Here is a 25,966-nt window from a genome sequence, read left to right as displayed (position 1 = left end):
TTGCGTTTTTATAGTTATGAAGAGTTTAAAATAGATGTGAACACCCTTGCCAAAGAGATCAAGCCCTATAAGCCTGATGTTATTTTAGCGGTGGCTCGTGGTGGTATGACCTTAGGTCATTTTTTAGCGGAAGCATTAGAAATGCGTGATCTTTACTCGATCAATTCGGTGCATTATGAAGAGACACATAAGCTTGATACCATCAACATCTTTAATGTTCCTGATTTAAGCAGAGCCAAACGTGTCGTTATTGTCGATGATATCATTGATAGTGGCGAGACAATGATCGAAATAGAGCGTGTTCTAAGAGCAAAATACCCTGAAGTTGATTTTAAAATTGCTTCGGTATTTTACAAAGAAAAAGCACTGCTCCGCCCAGATTTTGCTGCTCGCGAAACAACCGAGTGGATTGAGTTTTTCTGGGATTTTCAAATTGACAATTATAAATAGAGAAGGGGGCAAAGGCTCCCTTTCTTATTTTCTCATTCACCACCAACTCCTCATCATTTATCTTTGTACGATCTTTACCCTGTGTACGCTTTATGCTGTTCAACCCATCCAACCGCTTTTTGAAAAAGAGTTTGACTTAAGCCGTTTTGAGGCGGTCATCTTTACCACCGTGATTATGCTACCACTTGGGTTTGCACCGATCTTTTATGGTTATATTTTAGAGACGTTTTCATCCAAACTCTTTTTAAGAAATGCTGTTTTAATGCTAGGAATTTTAGAGCTTTGCTTCTCGTGGAGCAGTACGTATTCTGTATTGCTGGCGATTCGTGCTTTACAGGGTATTTTAATTCCTGCCGTGTTGACCTCTTTAATGAGTTATATTGGCTTTATTACGCCCAAAGAGAAGGTGCAACAGTCTATTGGCTACTACATCGGTGCGACGATTTTGGGTGGATTTTTGGGGCGATTGCTTTCAGGCATACTCAGTGATCTGTTTGGTTGGAGGCTCTTTTTTGTTTTTTTAGGGGTCTCGTTAATTGTGATGTTTGGAGCGCTGAGTTTTCTTAGCGAAGAGCTTAAAGTCGATTTTGTGAAACCAAAACGTTCCCAAATTTTGGATATAGTGAAAAACAAAACGTTTTTTAATATCTATGCCATGATGTTTTTTATCTTCTTTGTTTTTCAAGCACTGCTTAACTTTTTGCCTTTTCAACTTAAAAATCTCAGTTCAACGATGGGATATGGAAAAGTAGGCATGATGTATGCGGGCTACATCATCGGTTTTATTATTTCCATTCGTGTTTTATGGATGATCCGTCTTTTTGGAAATGAGACCAAGACAATTATCATCGGCATTTTTACTTACCTTGTGGGATTACAAGTATTTCATGTGAATAACTACATGGTGATGTTTGGTGGTATGTTTGTCTTTTGTGCGGGCTTTTTTATTATTCACTCTGTAGCTTCAGGACTTATTAGCAAACTAGCGCTTGAAAATCGTGCTATTTCCAATGGATTGTATCTCTCTTTTTACTATGCAGGTGGAACCGTAGGAACATTTGCTCCGGGTGTTTTTTATCAATATTTAGGCTGGGATGCTTTCTTAATTCTTTTGTCGTTAATTGTTGTATCTACGTTTTATTTTGGCTTAAAATTACAACGAATACTTTGCCCTTAATCTCTTTACATGTAAAGAATGAAAAGGGTTGTCTTGGCGTAGTGTTATGCTCTCTTCAATCGCGTTTATATGCATCAAAAAGACCATTTTTAGCCCTTTTTCTACTCTTTTCCATTATCTCTTCTTAATGAAAAAGAAGATACTATTTTTGGGTTTACCTAAACTATTTTTGGATGATTCAATGCTATGGCCTAAACGCTTTCTTCCCGTTCTAATATCATTGTTAATAGGGCTAATAGGCGCCATAATCTTTTCGTATTTAAGAACGCCTTTGCCGTGGCTTTTAGGTGCGATTGTTGCTATTGCTATTGCCAGTCGTTTTGAGGCTCTTCCTCTTCGTTCTCCTAAAATGTTTTCCGCTCCTGCACGTGCCGTTTTGGGCATTACCATTGGGAGCGCTTTTCATCCTGATATTTTGAAGTATTTGGGTGATTTTATCTCCAGCCTCGTTTTAATCCTTCCTTTTGTCATTGTCGTCACATTTTGTGGTATGCTCTATTATTGGAAGTGGCTGAAGTTTGATAAGATGACAGCCTATTTTAGTGCCATGCCAGGAGGCCTTCTTGAAATGGTGATGTTAGCAGAATCAATGGGCGCTAATGTGTATAAAGTCACACTGACCCAATCATCACGACTGCTATTTATCGTTTTTACACTTCCCTTTATCATTCAAGCCCTTTCTCATGTCTCGTTAGATGGCAGAGCAAGCATCACACAACCTTTTTTAAACAGTGATCCTCACGATATGATCATTCTAACCTTCTGTGCCCTCTTGGGTTGGTGGGGCGCTTTGAAGCTTAAAATTCCAGGTGGCACGATGATTGGTCCGATGTTTTTGGGTGCTCTGATTTATGGCTCAGGGCTTGTCTATTCACGTCCTCCTAATGAAGTGATTAAAGTCATTCAACTCATTTTAGGTACTACGGTTGGTTTTGTTTTTGTAGGGGTTACGCTTAAAGAGATTGTCAAAGTTTTAGCACAAACGTTAGGCTATTTTTTTGTTTTGCTCCTCGTCTCATCTCTCTTTATTGCGATCGTTTCGTGGATGACAGAATTTCCACTGCTCTCGATTATGTTAGCCTTTTCTCCCGGTGGTCAGTCAGAGATGAATGTCATCGCCATCATTGTAGGGGCTAATTTGCCGTATGTTGCCCTTCATCATATCGTGAGGATGTTGTTGGTGATGAGTGTTGCCCCTATGTTTGTCAAGGTGTTGCATAAGAAAGAGGGTCGATGAGTTTTATCTTTTCTGAAGTCCCTCAAACCAGCACCGTAAGAAGACAAAAGATTAATGACTTCTTGCAAAGTGTTGATTTAGAGATGTCAGAAGATGTTGAAATTTTTGTCATTGCCAAAGAAGATGACCGCATTGTAGCGTGCGGAGGACTGAGTGGTCGAGTGCTCAAGAACATTGCACTGGATGAAAGTATGCGTGGAGAGGGCTTAGCGCTGAGTCTCATGAGTGAACTTTTAAAGGTGGCATTTCGTGAAGGAAGGCATGATCTATTTTTATTTACAAAGCCAGATTATCAGGAGGTATTTGAGTCGTGTGGATTTAAGTATATCGAACAAGCAAATCATCACGTTATTTTGATGGAGAACAGCTATAATATCGATCTGTATAAAAAAAGATTGCGTAAGTATAAACATACCGGTGATGTGGTCGGTAGCATTGTGATGAATGCAAACCCGTTTACCTTAGGGCATCGTTATTTGGTGGAACAAGCGTGTGAACGTTCCGAGTGGGTACATCTGTTTGTGGTGAAGGAAGATGCTTCCTTTTTTACCTTTAAAGATCGTTACCGTTTAATTTGTGATGGATTGGAAGATCTTGAAAACCTCACGATACATGAGGGTTCAGACTATATTATTTCTAAAGCGACGTTTCCGACTTATTTTATTAAGGACAAACGTCAGATTGATTCGCTTTATACGGAGTTGGATCTCAATATCTTTAGAAATCATCTTGCCCCGCAATTGGGCATTACGCACCGATATGTCGGTGTTGAACCTTTATGTGCCGTGACAAATGAGTACAATCAGCAGATGAAAAAGCTACTCGTCCGCCCAAGTGAATTTCCACCCATTGAGGTGGTAGAGTTAGGACGCATTGAGTACGGTGGTGAGCCAATTTCGGCTTCGAGAGTCAGAAAATTAATGCATGAAAATCGTTTGGAAGAGATCCTCCCTTTGGTTCCTCCGACAACGTATGCGTTGATTGCGAAAATGATGTCTAAAGAGGAAGTAAAATGAGCAAAAAACTAGAGACTGCGCATGCGGGAACACTGGAATCGAGCGATGCTTTTGTTCGCGTAATGCCCATCGAAGAGAAAGAAATCGTAATCGAGTTGGAAAGTAGTGTCGAAGAGATCTATGGCGATGCTATACGATCACTTATCTTGGAGACGGTCAAGGCAATGAAAGTGGATAGCATTAAACTCATTGTTCAAGACAAAGGTGCACTTGATTATGTGATTAAAGCGCGTGTTCAAACTGCTATTTTAAGAGCTTTATCACAAGCTGAGCCCGATTGGAGTATGTTATCATGAAACAGAAATTACGAAGAAGTATGTTGTTTGTGCCAGGTTCTAACACAGGAATGGTCTGTAACGCATTTATTTATAAACCAGATACGGTGATGTTTGACCTTGAAGACTCAGTGGCACTCAGTGAAAAAGATTCTGCACGTATGATGGTTTACCATGCGTTGCAACATTTTACTTATAAAGATATTGAAACCGCCGTTCGTGTCAATCCTCTTAACTCCCCGTTTGGTCTTTTGGACTTAGAAGCGGCGATTAGAGGAGGGGTAGATATTATTCGTCTTCCAAAAACCGATACAGTAGATGATGTTTTAGAGATGGAACAAGAGATTTCACACATTGAAAATCGCATAGGCAAAGGGAAGAAGACGATGCTTTTAGCCGCCATTGAAAGTGCGCTGGGTGTGGTCAATGCCGTAGATATTGCCAGATGTTCTAAACGTTTGATGGGTATTGCTTTAGGGGCAGAAGATTTTGTGCGTGATCTTCATACGCAACGCACCAAAGAGGGGCATGAGCTTATGGCAGCGCGTAACCAAATCTTACTCGCAGCTCGTGCCGCAAAAATCGGTGCGTTTGACTCCGTCTTTTCCGATGTCAAAGACAAAGAAGGCTTTATGCACGAAGTGGATTATATTAAAGGACTTGGATTTGATGGCAAATCATTGATTAATCCAAACCAAATTCCATGGCTTCATAGCGCTTTTGCGCCATCTAAAAAGAATATTAACTGGGCAATTGAAGTGTTAGAAGCCGCAAAAGATGCGAAAGCACGTGGTCTTGGTGTTATTTCACTCGATGGTAAGATGGTCGATGCTCCTGTTATTTTAAGAGCCGAATGGATTATGGATTTAGCCCGTGCGTCAGGTGTTTTAGGAGACGATCAATGAAAGATTTTGAAAAACAATTTAAAGTAGACAAACTCACAACGGTGGGTGCACCCCTTTTTACATGTAAAGATCATACGAAAGGTGAAGACAGGCGTGCTAAGCTCTGTTTGAGTATTGAAGAGGCGATTCATCGCTCAGGGTTAAAAGATGGTATGACTATCTCTTTTCACCATGCGTTTCGTGGCGGCGATCTTTTGCTTAACAACGTGATGAATGTCATCGCTAAAATGGGCTTTAAAAACCTGACCTTAGCTTCAAGTTCACTCGCTTCCGTGCATGATCCTGTGATTGAGCACATTAAAAATGGTGTGGTGACAGAGATTTATACTTCAGGACTTAGAAGCAAACTCGGTGAAGCTATTTCCAAAGGGTTGATGGAAAAACCGGTGCAAATTCACTCTCACGGTGGACGTGTGCATCTGCTTCAAACGGGTGAACTTAAAATTGATGTAGCGTTTTTAGGTGTTCCCGTATGCGATGTTTTTGGTAATGCCAATGGTTACTCAGGTCGTTCCAAATGTGGCTCACTGGGTTATGCCATGATTGATGCACAGTATGCAAACTATGTAATCGCTCTGAGCGAATCGTTAGAAGAGTATCCCAATGTACCCGCGAGTCTTTCTCAAGATCAAGTGGATGCGGTGGTCGTGGTTGATGAGGTGGGTGATCCTTCCAAAATTGGTGCAGGTGAAACACGTATGACGACCAATCCTAAAGAGCTTTTACTCGCAGGGCATACGGCAAAAGTGATTGAACATTCGGGGCTTTTTACAGAGGGATTTAGCATTCAAACCGGAACGGGTGGCGCCTCTTTGGCAACAACGGTCTTTTTGAGTGAAAAGATGGAAGAACAAGGCATTCATGCCAGTTTTGGACTCGGTGGCATCACGGGTACAATGGTTTACATGCTCAAACGCGGTCTTATTAAAACGCTTTTGGACGTCCAAAGTTTTGATGAATTTGCCGCAAAATCATTGGGTGAAAATAAAAACCATATTGAAATCAGCGCGAATGAATACGCTAATCCAAGCTCTAAAGGTGCCGCAACCAAACAGCTTGACATCGTTGTCCTCAGTGCGCTTGAGGTCGATGTTGACTTTAACGTCAATGTCATCACGGGCTCAAAAGGCTTGTTACGTGGCGCTTCGGGTGGACACAGTGACACAGCGGCCGATGCGAAACTTTCCATTATCGTAGCGCCCCTGACGCGTGGACGTATTCCAACCGTGACGAAACGAGTCAATACCATCGTAACCCCTGGTAGCAGCGTTGATGTGCTCGTCACCGATCAAGGTATTGCGGTCAATCCGAAAAATGTGGAACTCAAAGCACGCCTTAAAAAAGCAGGGCTTCATATCGTCGAGATCGAAGAGCTGTATGAGCGAGCCATTGCACTATGTGGTGTCCCTGCTGAGATTCAATACACCGACAAAGTCGTTGCGGTCATTCGATACCGTGATGGTTCCATCATCGACGTCGTGCGCCAATTGGCATAAATGATAGACCAACCGACATCGTTAGACGCTATTTTACGCGCCAAAGAGGAGCGTGCTTGGAAGCAAAAAGAGCTTTTGAGCCGCCACCCTTTGGCATCGCTTATCTCCCTTACGATTAACATTCCTAGCCTTATTAAACTCTCACATGAAGCGGTGGTTGTGCATGAAATTGCGCATCAAGCACTGCTTGAAATGATTGAAAACGAAGGCATCGAACTACTGGCGTGCGAGAGTAAACAACCCTCTACGGGAGCGGAATCTTTTTTTACATGTAAAGCAGATGCAAAGACACTCAAAGCCTTGACATGTAAACTGGAAAACAGCCATCCTCTGGGACGTTTGATGGATATTGATGTGCTGGATTTAACAGGTAACATTCTCTCACGAAGCACGCTTGGACTTTCTAAACGACGCTGTTTTATCTGTGAAGAAGAGGCAAAACTGTGTGCGCGCGCTCAAAAACACACATACATGGAATTGAACGCACATATCAAACATTTAGTTGAAAAACATGCGTTTGCTCACTCGATTGCTTTGTGGTGCGAACGCGCCATGCAAACTGAAGTGGAGCTCACTCCAAAGCCGGGTTTGGTCGACCAAGCCAACAGTGGCGCACATCACGATATGGACATTCACACCTTTTACGCCAGCATTCGTGCCATCAAACCGTTTGTGACACAGTGGATTGAAACTGCGCAAATTGACGCTCATGAAGATGCCAAACAGAGCTTTGTAAGGCTTCGAGAGATTGGCATTGCCTGTGAAAAAGCGATGTTTGAAGCAACGTCAAATGTCAATACCCACAAAGGCATGATCTTCTGTTTAGCCGTTTTTTGCGGAGCTATGGGGCGACTCAAAGGATGCGATCAACGCTTTACATGTAAAAACTTACAAGCCCAAATGCAAGCCTTATGCGCGAATTTGGTTGAAGACGATCTTTTACATGTAAAGCCTAACAGCGCAGGGGCACGCTTCTTTTATGAAACGGGAAGCAGTGGTATTCGCGGCATCGCGCAGAGTGGTTTTGCCATCATCTTTGAAACCTCTCTACCCTTTTTTCAAGCGTGTAAAGAAGAAGAGGGTGAAGCGGTTGCGCTGAAAAGAACCCTGTTGTTCCTGATGTCACTTTTAGAGGACAGCACGCTCTGGTCACGAGGTGGCATGGCAGGGCTTGAGTACGCGAAAACAAAAGCGAAAGCGCTTTTACATGTAAAGCCTAATGCCCAAAATTTGGACATTCACTTGAAGGCTTTGGATGAAGATATGATCTCAAAAAACCTCTCTCCAGGAGGCAGTGCCGATCTTTTGGCGATGACATGGTTAATGGCGCACATCGTAAAAGATTTCTAAAAAAGCTTTTTCTCAGAATTTTTTCAGCTTGGCTATATTAATATTACAATATGTTTAAGATATTAGGAATATAGAAATGAAAACAATCGACACCCATGTTCATTTGTTAAGCAGTGAAGTCTCCTTCAACCGAATTTACGACAAAGTTGCCGTGCGTTTTTTTGCCAAACGCTTTGGCATCGACGCTAATGCCCTTGCACAAGAGCCGTACAAAGCTTATACCGATGCGCTAATGAACTCGGTGAAACACTCAGAGCACATCGAAAAAATCGTGCTTTTTGGTGTGGATGTAAAGGTCGATGATGAGGGCAATGTTCTCCACAAAGATAAAACCGTTTGCGCGAGCAATGAAGATGTGGCGGCATTGTACGCACAGTTTCCAGAGCTCATTATCCCTTTTTTCTCCATCAATCCCAAACGACCCAACGCGTTAGAACTCATCGAAAAGTACCACGCTTTAGGCTTTAAAGGGGCAAAATTTTTGCAAAATTATTGGGGTGTTGATACGCGAGAAGCACGGTATCGACCTTATTTTGAGAAGCTTGCAGCGCTTGATCTACCGTTGATTATTCATGTAGGAAGCGAGAGCAGTGTGCATTCGGTTAAAACGTGCGAAAGCATCGAGATGTTACGCCAACCTTTGGAAGTCGGCGTGAAAGTCATTTGCGCGCATATGGCACTTTCTTACGAGCCTCGTCACATTTTCAAAGCACTCTCGTCCAATCCAAAACGCTTTAACGAAGACTATTTCACCTTGCTTGAGATGCTCAAAACACACGATAACCTCTATGCTGATGTGTCAGCGCTTCTGACACCTGTGCGTGCCAAAGTGTTGCGCCATCTCTCCACGCAAAGCGACATTCACCCCAAACTGCTCTTTGGAAGCGACTACCCTGTGCCCTTTACGACGGTGTGGAACAGTTACGATATAGCGCTTTTAAAACGAATCTGCATCGCTCAAGAGAGAAATGTCTTTGATCGCTACGTCAAAGCAATGTTGGTCTATTTTCCTGCGAATCATCCTATTTATAACAATTATCGAAAGGTTTTGTGTTTGGAAGAAAACACTTTACATGTAAAGAGTCAAACCGATATTTTCTAAGAAATCCTTAAGACAAAAAAGATTATTATGTCGATAAACTTAAACATTTAGGAATATAAGATGCAAACACAATACGCCAAAGATTTACCACTTGAATGGAAACCGATGTCTGCCATTTTTATGGCTTTAGGCGACGCGCACCGTCAAAGAATTCTTTTACTCTTTGAAGATGGTGAGCGTCTCAATGCAGGGCAAATCGCCGAAGTCTCACCTTTGGCGCGCACCACGGTTTCGCATCACCTTAAAATCCTCCATCAAGCCGAAGTGCTTTTAAGTGAGAAGATCGGCAAAGAGGTCTGGTTTTGGGTCAATAAACCGCTTTTAGAAGCGACCTTTAGCAATGTCTTAAATTATCTACACGGAAACTAACATGATCAAAATAGCACTTCGCATCATCCTACGTTTTTTATTTAAACTACGTGTTCAGGGGCATTTTACAGCCAATAAAAATGAGCCAATGCTCATCATCGCCAACCATCAGTCGTTTTTAGATGGATTGATTTTAGGCGTGATGTTGCCGGTTTCGCCCGTGTTTATCATCAACACGCAAATCGCTAAAAACCCTTTTGTACGATTTTTCCTTATGCTTGCCGATCATTTGACCGTCGATCCGTCCAATCCGATGGCGATTAAGGCGGTGATTCGTCTGGTGGAGAGCGGACGTCCTGTGGTTATTTTCCCCGAAGGGCGCATTACAACAACGGGCAGTTTGATGAAGATTTACGAAGGCAGTGCCTTTGTTGCGGTAAAAACCAATGCGATGGTGGTTCCTGTGATGATTCAAGGTGCGACATTTAGTAGGCTTTCGCGCATGCCAAAGACGTTCCCCCACAGACTGTTTCCGCAGATCACGCTTCATTACTGCACGCCAACCAAACTTACGGTTTCACACGAGGGAACATCGCATGAAAGACGCCTACTCTCAGGCGAAGCGATGCGCCATCTTATGCAAGAGTGTTCGTTTGATGCGCGCCCTGCCAATGATCTTTTTGGTACCTTTTTGGATGCAATTGAGACATATGGCAAAAACAAAGCCATCGTGGAAGACATCAAACAGGTTGAATACACCTACGCGCAGCTCCTTAAAATGGCACTAGGTTTGGGGCGACTCTTAAGCCCTATCACTCAAAAAGACGAAGCGGTGGGTGTGTTGATGCCAACGGCGGTTGCTTCACTCGCACTTGTTTTAGGGCTTTCAGGTATGAAACGAGTCCCTGCCATGCTCAATTTCACCGCAGGTGTAGACGGCTTGCAAAGTGCGTGTACTGCGGCTGAGATCAAAACCATTGTCACATCACGAGCGTTCGTAGAACAAGCCAAACTCGCTCCAAAATTAGAAGCATTGCAGGGTGTTCGCATCGTCTACCTCGAAGAGTTAAAAACGTCGATGCGCTTAGTGGATAAGCTGTGGCTCATGCTCTATGCGATTCATTTTCCGCGCCTTGTTGCAAACTCTCAAGATGAAAAAGAGAGCGCGGTCATTTTATTTACCTCAGGCAGTGAGGGAAAACCCAAAGGCGTGGTGCTCTCTCATGAAGCACTGCTGGCGAATATCGCTCAAATCAGTTCTATCGTCGATTTTTCCACGGAAGATAAAATGCTTAACGCCTTGCCGATTTTTCACTCGTTTGGCTTGACGGCGGGTTCGTTGCTTCCTATCTTTAGAGGTATGCACCTTTTTATGTATCCATCACCGCTTCATTACCGCGTCATTCCAGAGATCGCGTACGATCGTTCTTGCACGATTTTGCTAGGTACGAGTACATTTTTGCACAATTACGCACGCCATGCGCATCCGTACGACTTTTATCGTGTGCGCTACGTCATCGCTGGGGCGGAAAAACTCTCTGAAAACGTACGTGAGCTTTGGTTTGAGAAGTTTGGTTTACGCATTTTTGAAGGGTATGGTGCGACTGAAACTGCGCCTGTCATCGCGGTTAACACACCGATGGCGTATAAAAAAGGCACGGTAGGGCAGATATTGCCAGGCATTGAGAGTAAGCTTGTTCCCGTTGCTGGCATTGAGGATGGCGGCATTTTACATGTAAAAGGTGCGAATGTCATGAGCGGCTATTTACGCGCCGAAAATCCAGGCGTTTTGGAAAAACCGACCTCCGAAGCAGGCGAGGGATGGTACAACACGGGCGATATCGTGAGCATTGATGAGGCTGGGTTTGTGCAGATCAAAGGGCGTGTGAAACGCTTTGCCAAAATCGCAGGCGAGATGATTTCTTTAGAGTCCGTCGAAAAACTAGCGACACTCACATCCAGTGGCTTTTTGCATGCAAGCTCCTCCATTCCCGATGTCGCTAGAGGCGAAGCGATCGTGCTGTTTACGACCGATAAAAACCTCAATCGTGAAGCATTGCAAAAAAGTGCGCAAAGCAACGGTTACCCCGAAATTGCAGTTCCTAGAAAGATCGTCCATCTGGAGACGCTTCCACTTTTGGGTACGGGCAAGACCGATTATGTTACGTTAAAATCTATGGCAAGCGAGATCGCATGAGTGCTTTTTACCTTTTAAAAACCAAACGGTTTGCGCCGTTGTTTACGGTACAGTTTTTAGGTGCGTTTAACGACAATATTTTTAAAAATACCTTGGCTATTTTGGTCACGTTTCACGCAGGTTCTTGGACGAGTTTACCTTTAGAAGTTTTAGCGCCGCTTATTGGGGCGATTTTTATTGTGCCCTTTTTTCTCTTTTCGGGGCTGGCAGGAGCTCTGGCGGATAAATACGACAAGGCGGCATTGACGCGTTTGGTCAAGCTTTTGGAGTTTGGTTTGATGAGCATCGCCACGCTTGGCTTTTACATGCATTGGTTCAGTCTGCTGTTGGTCGTAGTCTTTGGTATGGGCTTGCACTCAACGCTTTTTGGTCCGATCAAATACGCCATCATTCCCCAACATATGGGCGAAAACGAGCTGGTTACGGCAAACGCGTTGGTCGAGTCGGGAACGTTTGGAGCGATTTTGTTAGGCACGCTTGGAGGAGGGCTGATCGCAGCTTCCGCGTATGGTGGCATCATCGCAGGTATTATGGGCATGGCAATCGCACTGATCGGTTACGTGTGCAGTCGCTCCATTCCTACCGCACCTTCGCTCAATGCACAAATGAGTCTTTCGTACAATATTTTTTCGCAAACGGCACAAACGCTCAAACTCTCTTATGCGAACAAAACCGTATTTCTCTCCATCATCGCTATCTCATGGTTTTGGCTTTACGGCGCACTGTTACTTTCACAATTCCCAGCGTTTGTCAAAATCGTTTTAGAAGGCGATGAAACCACCGTAACGCTTCTGCTCAGTCTCTTTACCGTCGGCATCGGTGTGGGCTCGTTCTTATGCGAAAAACTAAGCCACCACACGATTCGCCCTTCTTTGATCATACTGGGTGCTTTGGGCATGGCATTTTTTGGAATCGACTTTGCGTTAACCTCTTCGAGTTTTGTGCCCATCGAAAGACTCTTTTCAAGCATCACCTTTTGGCACATTTTAGTTGATTTGACACTGATCGCTCTTTTTGGAGGACTCTTTAGCGTACCGCTTTACGCCATCATGCAAAGCCAAAGTGACCCATCCTTTCGCTCACGCATCATCGCTGCCAACAACATCTTAAATGCCCTGTTTATGGTCGTTGGTGCGGTGCTTACGATGGTTTTATTGGACGCTTCATGGCGAATCCCTGAGGTCTTTTTATCAGCAGCCATCGGAACAGGCATCATCGCAACATGGATCGCATGGGTGGTTTACAAACGGATTGATTAGGGTTTACATGTAAAGAATATGAACGATTTTTACAGGTTTAGTTTTTATTAACGAATGGTTCATATCTTGTTTAAGGTATAAGCCTATACTTTCACTTGTAAGACACATACCTCCTTTTTGTGTAGAACCTACCAATTTTTAAGATCAACGCTCGAATTGCCCGGTTCGAGCGTTTTTTTCTTCTAACATTTTTTCTTTTAACTCTTTAGCATCTTAATTTTAAAACAACACAAAAATTGATACAATAGTCAATAGTGACACTTTTGTATGGGAATAAGGTAGAAAACTTGTAGTGCACAGAAAAGCTCCTTACAATCGGAGTATTTGATAAAAAAAAGAAACATGGTATTGATAATAAACAAGTATCGTTTCGATTTGTAACATGCCTTTTCATCAGTAAAACTCAGCAATCCTCAATAGTCTTCATAACCACTAAAAACCCCTTGAAATAGACGTTTATTCACATTATACTGTTTCTCAGATAGATAACCAGTTTCTATCAACATTCATCAGTACTCTTCTTTTTAGGGTAGAAATGGGGTAGAAATGGCTCGTGTAAAATCGAAGTCAAATGTGGGCGTATATAAAGAGGTGCTGGATAACGGCGATACATCATTTTACTATACATATAAGGATATTGATGGTAAAAAACGTTGGGTAAAAGTAGGGCTTAAATCTAACGGTTATTCTGAAAGAGATGCCGTCGTACAAAGACGTAAAACAATGATTGAGTTAGAAGATTTAGAGGAGCCTCTCTACATCAAAAAGAATAAATTCCAAGAGATTATAACGCTAAATCAGCTAGCTACATATTATTTCAACGAAAAATCTGATATGAAAAATCATAGAGATGCTTATTTGAAATATATGCATCAAATCTCACCAGTATTTGGATTAGATAATATACTGACATTAAGAGCAGAAAAGATACAAAGATTCAAACAAAAATTGATAGAAAAAGGCTATCGTGCTGCTTCTGTTAATTACTACTTAGCGCAACTTAAAGCGATTATTAATTATGCGGTTTTCACGGATCGTATTAATATGGTGAATCCATGTTCTAAAGTAAAGCTGCTAGCATTGAATAATCAGCGTAAACGAATTTTGTCTGAAAATGAGATTGAGCTTTTATTAAAATCGTTATTGCATAAACAAAAAGCCTATTTGTTCGTTCTAATTGCTATCTTTACGGGAGCAAGACCAAAAGCAATATTGAATTTGCAATGTAAAAATATTGATTTTTCTTTCAATAAAATAACGTTTATTGCCATGAAAAATAGACCATCTTATTCAGTTGCCATTCATTCAAGACTACGTGAAGCATTGCAACAATGGGTAGAATATTTAAACCCTGAAGAGTACCTCTTTTATCGAGAAAATCCAATGTTAGATAAAAGTTCACATATGTCTTACATTGGCATTAAAAAGCAAACACAGCCCACCATGGATCTTTTGTTTAATCAAGGCTTACAGGTAAACGATAGAATCAATAAAGTTACATTATACACGCTTAGACACTCTTTTGGTTCATTACTTTCCAAACGTGGTGCTAATGCTTTTGTTATTAAAGAGTTGATGAATCATGCAAAAATCGATACAACGGATCGATATGTTAAGGTGACGAATCAAGAAGCAAAAAAATACATTGATGCCATTTTATAGGAGAAATTATATGTCAAAGAAAAAAAATATAATAGATTGTTCACTTTTAGATATGCACAAATACTCAAAAGATGCGTTCCAATATCTATATGACAAACTAACAGATAAAGGATTTAAACGAGCCTATGTTGCCAAAGATAGACCCATTAATGCGGTAACAGGTATTTTGTGGGATATAACTCAGGAAGATGATGAAGTCACAAAAATCATTGAAGGCATGGATAAAATCGATAATATCAAAGCAGAAAGTAGTAAATCACGGCTTGAAAAAATTGCTAATACTTGGATAAAAAAAGCTTACAGAGAATATTTTGTAAATGGCTATAAGATCAGTAGAAGTCTTTTTGTAAAATTTACAAAAAATATATTTGAACCAAAGAGTGAAGAAAACAGAAAACAGTTAGAAGCTGCATCAAAAAAACTATTTGATAAAACATACAACACATATAGGAATAGACAACATAGAATCACAAACTCCGATAAATTCAACGAACTCGTGGCTCGATACCCTAAACTAAACATAGATAAAGCCTATCGTTACGCCATAGTATCAGGTAAATTCAATCTAAACGCAGATGATATAGAAGAATTTGAGTACATACTGAAATTTGCCCTTTCCAAAAAAGAGGATTCAAATAAAAAGAATCAATATTACATGTTAAAAAAAGTCTAATAGATTGTTCATTCTCAGATATGTATTCCTATCTAGTCAAAGTGAACTTATATCCCTATAAATTTCTCTTAAAAGACAGTTTTTGTCACTAATGACATGTAAAGTTCCTTTTATATTTTTAAAGGAGCGTTACATGTTTTCAAATTATTTTTCAGAATTAAAAAAAACATTCGTTTATAAAGGGCGAACAAGTAGAAAATCGTTTTGGTTATTTGCTGTAATGCACACCATCTTACTTCTCTCAGTATTAGGTTTGATATTTTTATCAGATGCACTAGCAAAAGGTGATACAAAAAGTATTTTTAGTACGATCGAAGCAATTTCATCCATTCTTTTAATTCCTTTGTATCTTTTTCCAACACTCAGTATTACAACACGTCGTTTTCATGATCTAAATATGAGCGGTTGGCATCAGCTTTATAGTTTTTTACCATACATTGGCGGTCTTATTCTCTTTATTTACATGTGTTATAAATCTGTTGATGAAAATAATAGGTACAATATTGTAGATGAAAGTGCAATAGCTTTATAAATAATCTTGTGCAATGGAGGCAGCGTATGCCATGGTATATTTGGGGTATTTTTGGTATTTGTGCTATTGTTTTTGAAGTAGCGAGTCCTACTTTTTTTGCAGGTTTTATTGGTGTTGGCTTTTTTGGCTCGGCAGTGCTTTCATATTTTCAGCCAAATTCACTTATTTGGCAGATATTAATTGCTTTGGTGGGGATGTTTGTAGGATCGTTTATTTTTAAACGTCAAAAAATGGGTGATACAACTTCCAGCAAATTAGGGCAATCTGATGAATTTATAGGTATCCGTGGAAAAGTTGAATGTGATTTAAAAGAGGGAATACAGGGCAGTGTTATGTTGTCAAGTCCTGTATTGGGAAGCACTCAGTGGAAAGCTGTATCTGAAAATGGTGTTGAGATACCAAATGCTGCAACCGTTAAAATCGTTGCAACACATGGTACTTATTTAGTTGTTAAACAAATTATATAAAGGATTGTTATGGACAGTAGTACGGGGTTAAGCTTATCATTTTTTATCATTTTACTTTTAGCAGGTGGTTATTTACTCTACCAAATGGTACGCATTGTACCACAAGGTGAAGAGTGGATTATTGAGCGATTGGGTAAGTTTCATACAGTTCTAAAACCGGGTCTTAATTTTCTCATCCCTGTTTTTGATAAAGTACAAATGAGGCTTAATACAAAAGAGCTCATTCAACAGATGAAAGCTCAAGAAGTTATCACAAAAGATAATGCCGTTGTTATCATTAGTGCCGTTGTGTTTTATAAGATCAGTGATCCTGCCAAAGCGGTTTATTCTATTGACAATTTTGAACTTGCCGTTGCCAATATGGCAGCAACAACGCTTCGTTCTGTCATTGGCAATATGGAGCTTGATACAGCACTTTCAGGTCGGGAAATCATTAAATCTTCAGTGTCTGAAAAGATTAGTGACCACCTTGAACAATGGGGATTATCACTTACTGCCGTTGAAGTGCAAGACATTAGACCGAGTGATACTTTGCAAGAAGCAATGGAAAAACAAGCCGCAGCGCAACGTGAGAAAAAAGCTCTTATTATGAAAGCTGAAGGTGAAAAACAAGCTGCTATCACTAAAGCAGAGGGATTCAAACAATCTTTGATTCTTGAAGCAGAGGGAAAATATGAAGCGTCTAAAAAAGAAGCTGAAGCAAAAGTAGCTCTGGCTAATGGTGATAAGGAAGCTATGGTAGTCATTGCATCACAAATTAAAGTTGGAGATGCGGCAAGCTACCTTTTAGCACAGCGCTATATTGACAGTGTTATGCATTTGGGTAACTCAAATAATAGCAAAGTTGTGTTTATTCCTACAGATCTTAAACATAGCCTTGAAGGAGCTACTGGAGGACTAGGGACGATTTTTTCACAAGTAAAGTAGACGCAATTTAGTAACTATTACATCGTTTTTTAGTTGTATTTCTACCTACGGCATTAAATCCATTATTTTGCGATAAAACTCGTAAGCCATTCTCTATAAGGGTACTTGGCATCACGCTTACGAGTTTCAATCTTAGCCATATTGGATGATACTTCTTAAGAGGTTATAAGACAATTCTTTGTTTCTGATTTTTTCTTTAACTTCTCTTTGAGAGAACTATAAGATAGAAAAATATAAAATGATGTATGTACAAGCAGAAATCGATAAAACGTGAAAGTTTCGTTTAAAAAATCATTGATGCAAAAAAGGGCGTTTGTAAGGCGTTTAACCTTAAAAAAGTGCCATTTTTCATCATGTAAGGTTTACCTAAGAAATGAAAGTGCGATAGTATCGGCATTCTCTGCTATTACATACTGACCCGATTATAAGGGGATTGAAACCTGTGTGTATATCGATTTTCCTTCCTGTCTTTGATTACATACTGACCCGATTATAAGGGGATTGAAACCTATTTCGCTCTAATTTAACCTCTTTAGTTTTTTATTACATACTGACCCGATTATAAGGGGATTGAAACTCGATGAAATTGATTAATTCTCTAGATAGATATATTACATACTGACCCGATTATAAGGGGATTGAAACAAAAGCTAAACTTTTACTCTTACCGTCTTTTTTAAATTACATACTGACCCGATTATAAGGGGATTGAAACTTTTCGATGGTTTTTTCTAACAGTGGAAGATCTTAATTACATACTGACCCAATAATTTTTATGGATTTGCCATAAAAGTCTTCACAATAAATATATCCCAGTTTTTATTTACAAATTGACTATATTTGTCACTTCAATACTCTATTATTCCTTATTAAAACAAATAAAGGAAAAAAATGTTTAACGACTTTATAGTACACATTAACAATGCTCTTGGTGCATCGAATTCAAAAGTAATTGTTATAGCACTTGTCATATTTTTATATGTTTCTATTGGATGGTTTATCAATAGCTATGGAGAGAGACATTACCAGTACCCGGTTGTTTCTGAGAATTGGAATTACATTTTATTTCTAGCTGCGTGTATTGGCGTAGCAATATTTTTGGGAATATTAATCTCTTCAGGTACAGGGCTTCTTTCTGGTGAAGAGGTGATGAAATTAATTGTTTTTGGTATTTTGGTTGGATTTATTGCTTTGTATGTCAGAATATATAGAAATACTTCGCTTTTATTTGCAACATTTTCGTATATTTATATGGTTACGTTCTCAATTATACTGATCACCATTGCTTTTATTTTAGCTATGGCAAGCAGCAGAAGGGACGACCAAAATTGAAAAAAAACCATTTTACAAACATCTTAGTTTTAGTAGCCGTCTTTTTTGTTTTTACAGGGTGTGCTGGCAAAGATATGAAAAAATTTGGTGGAGAATTCGCTTTGGTTAATCAAACAGGAGAACCGATTTCAACTGCTGTTACGATCACGCTAGGTGTAACAATTTATGGCATAGGCGCGCTCGTTGACAGTTCTAGAGAAGAAGAACAAAAACCACAGCAACAAGAAACCATTTTTTTGACTGAAAACAATCAAAGTATGAACGAATCTAATACAAGTCAAACATCATATTTTGATAGTGGGATTATTCACACAAATAACGTCAATCATGTTGACGTTATGAATGGTACCCCGCCACAATAGGATCAAGAATAATAAGAAAAAAATATTGGGGGGGGGGAGTTTTAAAACTAATTCATATCAAGTTTTTTTAAATACTCTAAAATGATTTTCCATTCCTCAGAAAAAAGCGATAATTCCACAGGAAGGTCATTAAAATACAAGACGCATAGCTTGTTTTCATCTTCCCTCCCTACCTCTTCTTTTAATCCAGTTTTTGCTGGTACAATGTAAATAATTTCCATATCATTAATAGCACTCATGGAATCATTCCATTTTGTTTTAAGATATTTATATTTATCTTTTGATGTACTCTTGCTTAATATTTTTTCTAAATCATCGTAAAGGAGTTGCCCAAATATATTGTTTTTATCTTTAGCAACACATTTTAGGTCTTCATAAATTTTACGTTGAGAAGGCTTGAATGATTTTGAATCCGTTTTTAATTCAATGAAAACAAATTTATTCTCAGTTTGATTGTACATAAGATAATCTATATTAGTTGATTGATTTGATTCCGATTGTTCACTTCCGACAGATTTTGCAATCGTACCTTTTCTTATTGGAAACTCTGGAACAATCATTTGATATTCTTTGTGAAATGTTTTTTTCAATATTTCTTCCAAAAACAGTCCTAATATAGGACTTAGATAGCGCTCCACTTGAGCTTTTGGCGTTTGGATTCCTTCATCAACAATGACTTGCATCAATTTTTCTAGAAATTCCATTTTTTTCCTTTAATTTTGATTTTAGAATATAGACTTTGTAAGCGTTATAACCACATCAACAGTATAGTAATAATTTGATATAAAATACGCACCTTCATTGGCAATATAGCTGCTTGTATTATCAATAAATTCTTGTGTTTCTTCATGAAGAGCATCCTCAAAAACGTCCATTTGTTCTTGGCTTATATCATGATCTAATTCTTCATATTTATTTTCTATTTTTAAACAATGATCTTCATACATATCGATATACAAGGAATTGTCATGCTTATAATCATCATACGTGTAGTGATCGTGAAAAACCACATCAACCGTCTCAATCGTATAGTCCAAAAGAAAATCACCTTCTAAAATAGTCTCTATGTCATTGTAGATGAAGGAACTTGTGTTGTTTTCAATATTCAAATAGGCTTTGATATTAGCAATAATGTCTTCTTTTATATCTTCCATCTCAACATCAATGCTTTCACTTTTAAAATCCGTTAAATCATCAATCTGATAGCCTCTGTAGCTATTTTCTTTGTAAACATTTTCAAACGTTAAAATGAGTTTTTCATTCGTTTCTTGCATGGTTTTCCCTTATGTCTTAAATGGTAAAGGGCATACCGTCTTCAAGGACAACGGTATTTTCAAAATGTTTACAAAACGCATCTTTATGTTCCGTATGAATAGGAACTAAAGCTTTTGGGCTTAATGCTTCTGAAAACTTTTTTAAACTTTCAAGGTCAGCGTGTCCGCTAGTATGCGCATAAACCCAGTTATGATTCTCTTGTAATTTTTTAAAGAGATCCACTGTTTTTTTATCGCTAAATTCAGGTTTCAAATAGCCAAGCCATTGAGAATAGATAATATTTGCGCTAGAGGTATCAAGCTTTTTTAAAAGCTTTTCAATATGCCAAGGAGAGATTTTTACATAATAACGTGATGGCTCTTTTTGAATATCATCAAGCAAGATGACATTGCTAAAAAGTCTGTATTGAAAATCACCAAAATAGTCACGGTTTTTCTTGATTTTCTCATAATAGCTTCCGCCATACGATTTCAGGACAAAAACGTTTTTCCAATCCATTGTTGGAATAGAGGCTGAAACACTTGACATTTTTTCAAGTATCCATGCGGTGTACATGTCGATCACAAAGATTTTTTCTGCTTTTTTACATGCTCTGTAAGCAGAAACTAGAGAGTCAATATTTTGAGATGAACCAATCATAAAGGTGATGACTTCAGTATTTTTTAGCGTCTCAACAATCTTGTTTTCGACACTGATTTCAGTGGGGAACTCTTCGTTGTTGCGTTGAAGCATTGTTCCTTCCATCAAAAGAACATCAGCATTTTTGAGCTTCTTTTGTGTCAGCATATTTTCAAAGAGTTTTGATTTCCTGCCATTGGCTCTAAAATCACCACTGTAAATCACTTTTTTACCATCATACTCAACTAAAAAAGCATACGCATCTACAGCACTATGGTCAACCAAATAGGGAGTAATGGTTATATCTCCAATTTGAAAGGATTTCCACGCTTCAAAATGATGAAATTTATTTGCAAGCAGTCCTTGTCCTGTAAAAAGCTTTGTTGCGTTCATAAGCTCTTTTGAAAGCTTCCCACAGTAAATAGGAATAGTAGTTTCAACCATTGTAATTTCACCAAAATGATCTTGATGTGGATGAGAAATAACAATGGCATCAATCTTCTTATTTTTAAAATCAAGTTTTGTTGATTCTAAATTAAGTGGTGTACCATAATCGAATAAAATAGTAGTGCTTTGAGTTGAAAGCTCTATACAACTTCCACCTATTTCATTTGTCCCTTTGTGAATGGTAAGTGTCATTAATGACCTTTTGAGCAAAGTAGATTTTTGATAAAAAAGAATCCCTATATATATATTTCTTTTTGGAGCCAGAGAAATTTACACTTTGAGCTATTTTTGGATAAATTTATTACGTAGAGTTCCAAAGAGTAACATTTTTTGATTATTTTTAAGATTATATAGAGATATTTGACTTATCACTACAAGAGGACTTTTGGCTCTATTTACTATAGGGTTACTGCATCATTTTTTTATCTGAGGGATTAAATCTATCACTTCCAAACCAAATTCAGAAGCAATTTTATAAAGGTGTTCAAGGTTATAACTGACATCATGCTTACGTGTTTCTATTTTAGCTACATAATTGGGTGATTTATGACCAAGGATTTGTGCTAATACTAATTGGCTGATACCTCTTTTAGTTCTTCAGCTTTCACATTTTCAACAATTTGATCCATAAAACGCTCAATCATTTTTTCCACAATACATTACCTTTAATAAACACCTATAAGTTGATGAAATAGTAGTGATTAACGGGATTTACAACAAACACTTATAAGTGTTTAATAAGCTCTTTTACGGTATCCTTTATCCATAAATTAGTCATAAGGAACATCGATGAAAAAGGTTCTTTTAGCGTTGATTATGGTCGTTGGTTGTCTCTTTGCAAGCGAAGGGCAAAAATCAGTCACAACCTGTCGTTTTGAGGCAAGACAGATAGGTGCATTTGCAGATAGTCCAATGACCTGTTCGGGTGATTTTAAAAAATCATCAACCACACAAGAGCTTTACGGGGATGGATGGCGATTGATAAACTCCTATACCCAGAATAATAATGTGTACCTTGTGTTTGAAAAAAACAAAAATCTGTAAAGGAGAATAAAGATGCTTTCCATGATTCGTGATTACCTCATTATGGTCTTGGTGAAACTAGTGATTGCTTTCGTGATTTTTGGACTATGCCTGTTGGGTATTTTTATAGCTTATTGGGTTTTCTGTGATTATACTAGGGCTACGATGCAGATACATGAAATCATGATTAATGATTTTACAAAAGTTGTTTTAGGATTTATCTCTTTGCTCTGTTTATTTCAAGATGTGTCAACGGGGAATAACAATGGTAATGCTAAAAAGTTTTATAAAAAAACTGAGAAATATTTTGAAATGTATGATACGGCTGGTATCAAATGGTAGGAGGAATCTTATGAAACCAATAGTAGTTCTCCCCTTAATAGCAGCAGCACTTTTTCTTGGCGGTTGTGCCACAACACCCTCACAACCTAATCCTTCCTCTTTGCAGCAAGCAACTTCTTTAAAAGAATACATTGCCCTCAAACGAGGTGGTGAGACAATAAACTACAATGTGATTGCCGAAAGAGAGCATCAATCAATTATTGAGTATCGAACCTACGATGAAGCAATGAATGTGGCAGATGCTCGTGACATCATGGAAGTCCTTGATGATGCTAAAGGCTATTGTGAAAGCATCAAAGGAAAAAGTGTTTATGGTGATAAAGCAATTCAAGCTTTAAATGCACGTCCAACCCTGCTCAGTCTTGATTATGTGAGTTATAAAAGCGCTATACGAGAACAAGGATTAGGAAAATACGAAGGATTTTACCAATGCCTCTCACCCAATGATGGTTTTTCCATCGTTTCCATGAAAGATAACGTTGAGTTACATCAAAGTGCCATTCTTGGCAATAAACGAGATCTAAAAGAGACCTATTCACGTTTTTATCTGATTCAACACGATAAAGCACAAAGCCTTGGCTTAAAAACATGGCTAAAAGGCACAAAATATGCCCAAATTTCATCGAAGTACACTTCGTTCGAGGATTTACTCGACTTGGAGAAAAATAGCTCTGTTTTTCCTTGGAGATACGAACGTATTACTGGAGCTCAGAAGTACTGCACCTATCATGGCGGTGAACTCTTTGTTTCGAATGCCTTAACACAATTTAAACCTATTACGATGGATGAATATCTTTTTATGCGTTTAGAGACTATGAATCCACCAACGATCAATGTTTTTATGAATCAAGAGACCTTTACATGTAAAAACAGTGCTAACCCTGCACAGAGCTTTACGTTGATACATACCGATAAACAACTGGAGTATAAAAAAGGGGAATAAGACATTTCCCATTGGTGTTTTAGAACAATTTGTTCTATAATTTATAAAGCATAAAACAAAAACATGGAAGGATTAACGATGACATGGTTTAATATCATATTTGGCGCATTATCTTTTATTGTAGCTGCTCTAGCGATTGCTAAACTTCGTTATGAACTGGGTTATTCTAAATACAGCCCTCAATACAAAGAGCATCGATAATCTCAAAATAAACACTCCAGAAGAGATACATTTAACCTCTTCTAAAAGCCTCTGTGAAAGATTTTCGTACATCACTATTCACTATCGTTCATATATAAGCCATTTTCGTGACAAAAAAATAGAATTTTTCATGTTGTCTTTTTAACCTCTATAAGAGGTATAGGCTATTTTCGTGACAAAACTTTTTTTATCGTGACAGAGTATATATATGCCCTTTTCGTGACAAAAATAATGGATAGAAGATTTCAAGCATTGCAGTTAATTTTTTAAGAGAGGATTTTGAAGCCTTTATACAGCACTATTCACTGTCGTTCATAATATAGGGGTTTTATTCCCAAAAATGATTTTAGATGCTACCTCTTTAGAGGATATGGGCATTTTATTCCCAAATAGTAAAACACCTCTACTGAACTATATATAATATTGGCATTTTATTCCCACAAATAAATCTTATGACACTCTTATTTGCTATTATCTATAATTGAAAGAACATTTTTTCTTTACCAAAATAGAACTTTTTGGCTTTTATATCTTTTTTTGTGGTTATGCGGCAATGGTTTTTCTTTGATTCCTTCTTTACATGCAAAGGTGTTTATTTTCAACAAATAGTATTTTACATGACTTAAAAGTTGACAGTTTAACGCTAACTCTATATTTCAGTTATCTCCCATTTGAGAGAACTCTAAGATAGAAAAATATAAAATGGAGTATGTACAAGCATAAATCGATAAAACGTGAAAGTTTCGTTTAAGAAATCATTGATGCAAAAAAGGGCGTTTGTAAGGCGTTTAACCTTAAAAAAGTGCCATTTTTCATCATGTAAGGTTTACCTAAGAAATGAAAGTGCGATAGTATCGGCATTCTCTGCTATTACATACTGACCCGATTATAAGGGGATTGAAACTTCAATTGGATCGTTGTACGATAGCATTTTGATTACATACTGACCCGATTATAAGGGGATTGAAACTTTTTAAAATTTCTGCAGATCTTGCGTCTTTTGATTACATACTGACCCGATTATAAGGGGATTGAAACGAGAGACCTTCCAAATTCTCCATTACCGCTTCAGATTACATACTGACCCGATTATAAGGGGATTGAAACCTTAAAAAGATTGTTTTATTCTGCTGCTGATCCAATTACATACTGACCCGATTATAAGGGGATTGAAACCATAAATGAAACAATCATTTATTCTCCTTGATAAATTACATACTGACCCGATTATAAGGGGATTGAAACTACCAGAAGAAGAGAGATTGGCATAGAAAAAACCAATTACATACTGACCCGATTATAAGGGGATTGAAACTAATATGCAGTTGTATGCTCAACTTCTGTTACATTACATATTGACCCGATTTAACATCATCATTGCTTACATGTAAGAAACCATGGGAGGCAACTATCTTAAAAAATTTGCCGTATCTTTTCTCCTTTTTTACAAATAGCATACCTAACTAAGCAAGCTGTAATACTCTTTTTGGCTTAATACTTATTATCTTTATGGGGAGAGTTAAGTGTTACGTTTTATCAAAATCGACATCACTTTCTCCTCTTCTTTCACTACTTCATTAGACTTTCTTGGCTCAACTTTAAGGGGTGCTTTTGGTGTTGCACTAAAAGCGGTCTCTTGCCTCAATAAAACTCAGGAGTGCCAAGGGTGTTTTGCTACTCAAAACTGCCTTTATTATGATTTTTTTGAAATCAAAAATAGAGCGCATGCGTATCGCTTTTCGAAACCATTGCATGAAAACAATTACAATTTTTCTTTGTATCTTTTTGAGGCGGCATGTGAAAAACTTCCTTATGTCCTAAGCGCATTACACACAATGTTTGGGCGCATTGGAGTAGGGTGGAATCGGCACCTTATACCGATAGAGCGCATCGTATGCAATGGGGTTGTTGTCTCTTCGGGAAAAAATTTTGACTTGAGCCAGATTGTGGTAGATGTGTTTGAAACAAAAGAGTATTTCCCTGACATTACGTTGCATTTTTTAACACCACTTCGCATCAAATCAAACAATGCATTACTCCATACCACACCCACATTGGAACAGATTTTAAGCTCCATTTTTAATCGTCACAATGAGCTTAAAGGCATACCTCTTGCCAAACTACCTTTTACCCCTCGCTACAAAGAGCTACGAACGCATCTTCGATTTCAAGAATTGAGTCGTTATTCCAATAGGCAAGAGAGCACGATGCACTTAGGGGGCATGATGGGAACGATTGACTATGAAGATGTTGATGAACACAGTTACGCACTTTTAAAACTCGGGGAGTTACTAGGGGTTGGAAAACAGACTGTTTTTGGGTTGGGTGAGATCAAAGTAGGGCATCAGTGACAGAATTTGTCTTGCAATAAGCATACAATAATAAAATT

At 38.6% G+C, this 25,966-nt stretch carries 28 protein-coding genes and 2 CRISPR repeat arrays; of the genes, 24 read left to right on the top strand and 4 right to left on the bottom strand.

Annotated elements, in window-relative coordinates:
- The 19 genes from FA584_RS09985 to FA584_RS09895 all read left to right on the top strand — a co-directional run bounded on the left by FA584_RS09985 (position 1) and on the right by FA584_RS09895 (position 18,728).
- Positions 1 to 450 carry a phosphoribosyltransferase gene (locus FA584_RS09985; protein WP_096047131.1) on the top strand — a complete coding sequence of 150 codons (450 nt, stop codon included), beginning with the start codon at positions 1 to 3 and terminating at the stop codon, positions 448 to 450.
- Positions 434 to 1,627 (top strand): MFS transporter, encoded by a 1,194-nt coding sequence (locus FA584_RS09980; RefSeq protein ID WP_228447969.1) that lies wholly within the window; start codon positions 434 to 436, stop codon positions 1,625 to 1,627. Before FA584_RS09985 ends, FA584_RS09980 begins: the two co-directional genes overlap by 17 nt.
- Before the next feature lie 271 nt (positions 1,628 to 1,898).
- Positions 1,899 to 2,864, top strand: coding sequence for an AbrB family transcriptional regulator (locus FA584_RS09975; RefSeq protein ID WP_167749351.1), 966 nt, complete (start codon positions 1,899 to 1,901; stop codon positions 2,862 to 2,864).
- Complete coding sequence (gene citC / locus FA584_RS09970; RefSeq protein WP_096047129.1) at positions 2,861 to 3,880, top strand: [citrate (pro-3S)-lyase] ligase; 1,020 nt, start codon at positions 2,861 to 2,863, stop codon at positions 3,878 to 3,880. The genes FA584_RS09975 and citC overlap by 4 nt, the downstream gene beginning before the upstream one ends.
- Positions 3,877 to 4,176 carry a citrate lyase acyl carrier protein gene (gene citD / locus FA584_RS09965; protein ID WP_087439097.1) on the top strand — a complete coding sequence of 100 codons (300 nt, stop codon included), beginning with the start codon at positions 3,877 to 3,879 and terminating at the stop codon, positions 4,174 to 4,176. Before citC ends, citD begins: the two co-directional genes overlap by 4 nt.
- Positions 4,173 to 5,060, top strand: coding sequence for an aldolase/citrate lyase family protein (locus tag FA584_RS09960; RefSeq protein ID WP_228447967.1), 888 nt, complete (start codon positions 4,173 to 4,175; stop codon positions 5,058 to 5,060). The genes citD and FA584_RS09960 overlap by 4 nt, the downstream gene beginning before the upstream one ends.
- Positions 5,057 to 6,556 (top strand): citrate lyase subunit alpha, encoded by a 1,500-nt coding sequence (gene citF, locus FA584_RS09955; RefSeq protein WP_096047128.1) that lies wholly within the window; start codon positions 5,057 to 5,059, stop codon positions 6,554 to 6,556. Before FA584_RS09960 ends, citF begins: the two co-directional genes overlap by 4 nt.
- A complete protein-coding gene (gene citG / locus FA584_RS09950; protein ID WP_167749350.1) occupies positions 6,557 to 7,906 on the top strand; it encodes a triphosphoribosyl-dephospho-CoA synthase CitG in 1,350 nt (449 codons plus the stop codon).
- 76 nt (positions 7,907 to 7,982) lie between these two features.
- Positions 7,983 to 9,008 carry an amidohydrolase family protein gene (locus FA584_RS09945; protein WP_167749349.1) on the top strand — a complete coding sequence of 342 codons (1,026 nt, stop codon included), beginning with the start codon at positions 7,983 to 7,985 and terminating at the stop codon, positions 9,006 to 9,008.
- A gap of 60 nt (positions 9,009 to 9,068) precedes the next feature.
- On the top strand, positions 9,069 to 9,377 hold the full coding sequence (locus FA584_RS09940) for an ArsR/SmtB family transcription factor (RefSeq protein ID WP_096047123.1): 309 nt from the start codon (positions 9,069 to 9,071) through the stop codon (positions 9,375 to 9,377).
- Between the two features lies 1 nt (position 9,378).
- On the top strand, positions 9,379 to 11,514 hold the full coding sequence (gene aas / locus FA584_RS09935) for a bifunctional acyl-ACP--phospholipid O-acyltransferase/long-chain-fatty-acid--ACP ligase (protein ID WP_167749348.1): 2,136 nt from the start codon (positions 9,379 to 9,381) through the stop codon (positions 11,512 to 11,514).
- Positions 11,511 to 12,773: an MFS transporter gene (locus FA584_RS09930; RefSeq protein ID WP_167749347.1), complete on the top strand. Its 1,263-nt coding sequence runs from the start codon at positions 11,511 to 11,513 to the stop codon at positions 12,771 to 12,773. The genes aas and FA584_RS09930 overlap by 4 nt, the downstream gene beginning before the upstream one ends.
- Before the next feature lie 546 nt (positions 12,774 to 13,319).
- Positions 13,320 to 14,435, top strand: a complete 1,116-nt coding sequence (locus tag FA584_RS09925; RefSeq protein WP_167749346.1) for a tyrosine-type recombinase/integrase — start codon at positions 13,320 to 13,322, stop codon at positions 14,433 to 14,435.
- A gap of 10 nt (positions 14,436 to 14,445) precedes the next feature.
- Complete coding sequence (locus FA584_RS09920; protein WP_167749345.1) at positions 14,446 to 15,108, top strand: hypothetical protein; 663 nt, start codon at positions 14,446 to 14,448, stop codon at positions 15,106 to 15,108.
- Positions 15,109 to 15,241: 133 nt separating this feature from the next.
- Positions 15,242 to 15,640, top strand: a complete 399-nt coding sequence (locus tag FA584_RS09915) for a DUF805 domain-containing protein (RefSeq protein ID WP_167749344.1) — start codon at positions 15,242 to 15,244, stop codon at positions 15,638 to 15,640.
- 26 nt (positions 15,641 to 15,666) lie between these two features.
- Positions 15,667 to 16,107 carry an NfeD family protein gene (locus FA584_RS09910; protein ID WP_167749343.1) on the top strand — a complete coding sequence of 147 codons (441 nt, stop codon included), beginning with the start codon at positions 15,667 to 15,669 and terminating at the stop codon, positions 16,105 to 16,107.
- A gap of 9 nt (positions 16,108 to 16,116) precedes the next feature.
- On the top strand, positions 16,117 to 17,034 hold the full coding sequence (locus FA584_RS09905) for an SPFH domain-containing protein (protein WP_167749342.1): 918 nt from the start codon (positions 16,117 to 16,119) through the stop codon (positions 17,032 to 17,034).
- 405 nt (positions 17,035 to 17,439) lie between these two features.
- Positions 17,440 to 17,749: direct repeats of the CRISPR family, unit length 35 nt; unit sequence ATTACATACTGACCCGATTATAAGGGGATTGAAAC.
- A 176-nt stretch (positions 17,750 to 17,925) separates the two neighbouring features.
- On the top strand, positions 17,926 to 18,366 hold the full coding sequence (locus tag FA584_RS09900) for a hypothetical protein (RefSeq protein WP_167749341.1): 441 nt from the start codon (positions 17,926 to 17,928) through the stop codon (positions 18,364 to 18,366).
- Positions 18,363 to 18,728, top strand: a complete 366-nt coding sequence (locus tag FA584_RS09895; protein WP_167749340.1) for a hypothetical protein — start codon at positions 18,363 to 18,365, stop codon at positions 18,726 to 18,728. The genes FA584_RS09900 and FA584_RS09895 overlap by 4 nt, the downstream gene beginning before the upstream one ends.
- Positions 18,729 to 18,775: 47 nt before the next feature.
- Here FA584_RS09895 and FA584_RS09890 read toward each other — a convergent pair whose 3' ends face one another.
- From FA584_RS09890 to FA584_RS09875, 4 genes are all read right to left on the bottom strand, one after another.
- Entirely contained in the window at positions 18,776 to 19,432 is a 657-nt protein-coding gene (locus FA584_RS09890; RefSeq protein WP_167749339.1) for a hypothetical protein, read from the bottom strand.
- Positions 19,433 to 19,453: 21 nt separating this feature from the next.
- Entirely contained in the window at positions 19,454 to 20,002 is a 549-nt protein-coding gene (locus FA584_RS09885; protein WP_167749338.1) for a hypothetical protein, read from the bottom strand.
- Between the two features lie 16 nt (positions 20,003 to 20,018).
- Positions 20,019 to 21,260, bottom strand: a complete 1,242-nt coding sequence (locus FA584_RS09880; RefSeq protein ID WP_167749337.1) for an MBL fold metallo-hydrolase — start codon at positions 21,258 to 21,260, stop codon at positions 20,019 to 20,021.
- 222 nt (positions 21,261 to 21,482) lie between these two features.
- Positions 21,483 to 21,626, bottom strand: coding sequence for a hypothetical protein (locus FA584_RS09875; RefSeq protein ID WP_245394686.1), 144 nt, complete (start codon positions 21,624 to 21,626; stop codon positions 21,483 to 21,485).
- Positions 21,627 to 21,857: 231 nt separating this feature from the next.
- On the opposite strand from FA584_RS09875, the gene FA584_RS09870 reads away from it, so the two are divergent.
- The 5 genes from FA584_RS09870 to cas6 all read left to right on the top strand — a co-directional run bounded on the left by FA584_RS09870 (position 21,858) and on the right by cas6 (position 25,928).
- Positions 21,858 to 22,112, top strand: coding sequence for a hypothetical protein (locus FA584_RS09870; protein WP_167749336.1), 255 nt, complete (start codon positions 21,858 to 21,860; stop codon positions 22,110 to 22,112).
- 12 nt (positions 22,113 to 22,124) lie between these two features.
- Positions 22,125 to 22,433: a hypothetical protein gene (locus FA584_RS09865; RefSeq protein ID WP_167749335.1), complete on the top strand. Its 309-nt coding sequence runs from the start codon at positions 22,125 to 22,127 to the stop codon at positions 22,431 to 22,433.
- 10 nt (positions 22,434 to 22,443) lie between these two features.
- Entirely contained in the window at positions 22,444 to 23,376 is a 933-nt protein-coding gene (locus FA584_RS09860; protein WP_167749334.1) for a YajG family lipoprotein, read from the top strand.
- A 78-nt stretch (positions 23,377 to 23,454) separates the two neighbouring features.
- Positions 23,455 to 23,577 carry a hypothetical protein gene (locus tag FA584_RS14725; RefSeq protein WP_256431163.1) on the top strand — a complete coding sequence of 41 codons (123 nt, stop codon included), beginning with the start codon at positions 23,455 to 23,457 and terminating at the stop codon, positions 23,575 to 23,577.
- An 868-nt stretch (positions 23,578 to 24,445) separates the two neighbouring features.
- Positions 24,446 to 24,892: direct repeats of the CRISPR family, unit length 36 nt; unit sequence AATTACATACTGACCCGATTATAAGGGGATTGAAAC.
- Positions 24,893 to 25,100: 208 nt separating this feature from the next.
- Positions 25,101 to 25,928, top strand: a complete 828-nt coding sequence (cas6, locus tag FA584_RS09855; protein WP_167749333.1) for a CRISPR system precrRNA processing endoribonuclease RAMP protein Cas6 — start codon at positions 25,101 to 25,103, stop codon at positions 25,926 to 25,928.
- Positions 25,929 to 25,966 lie beyond the last annotated feature (38 nt).

It is taken from the genome of Sulfurospirillum diekertiae (genome assembly GCF_011769985.2).
GTDB classification, from domain to species: Bacteria; Campylobacterota; Campylobacteria; order Campylobacterales; family Sulfurospirillaceae; genus Sulfurospirillum; species Sulfurospirillum diekertiae.
The sequence above is the reverse complement of the archived record's forward strand: the minus strand, read 5'-3'. Positions and strand labels throughout refer to the sequence as shown.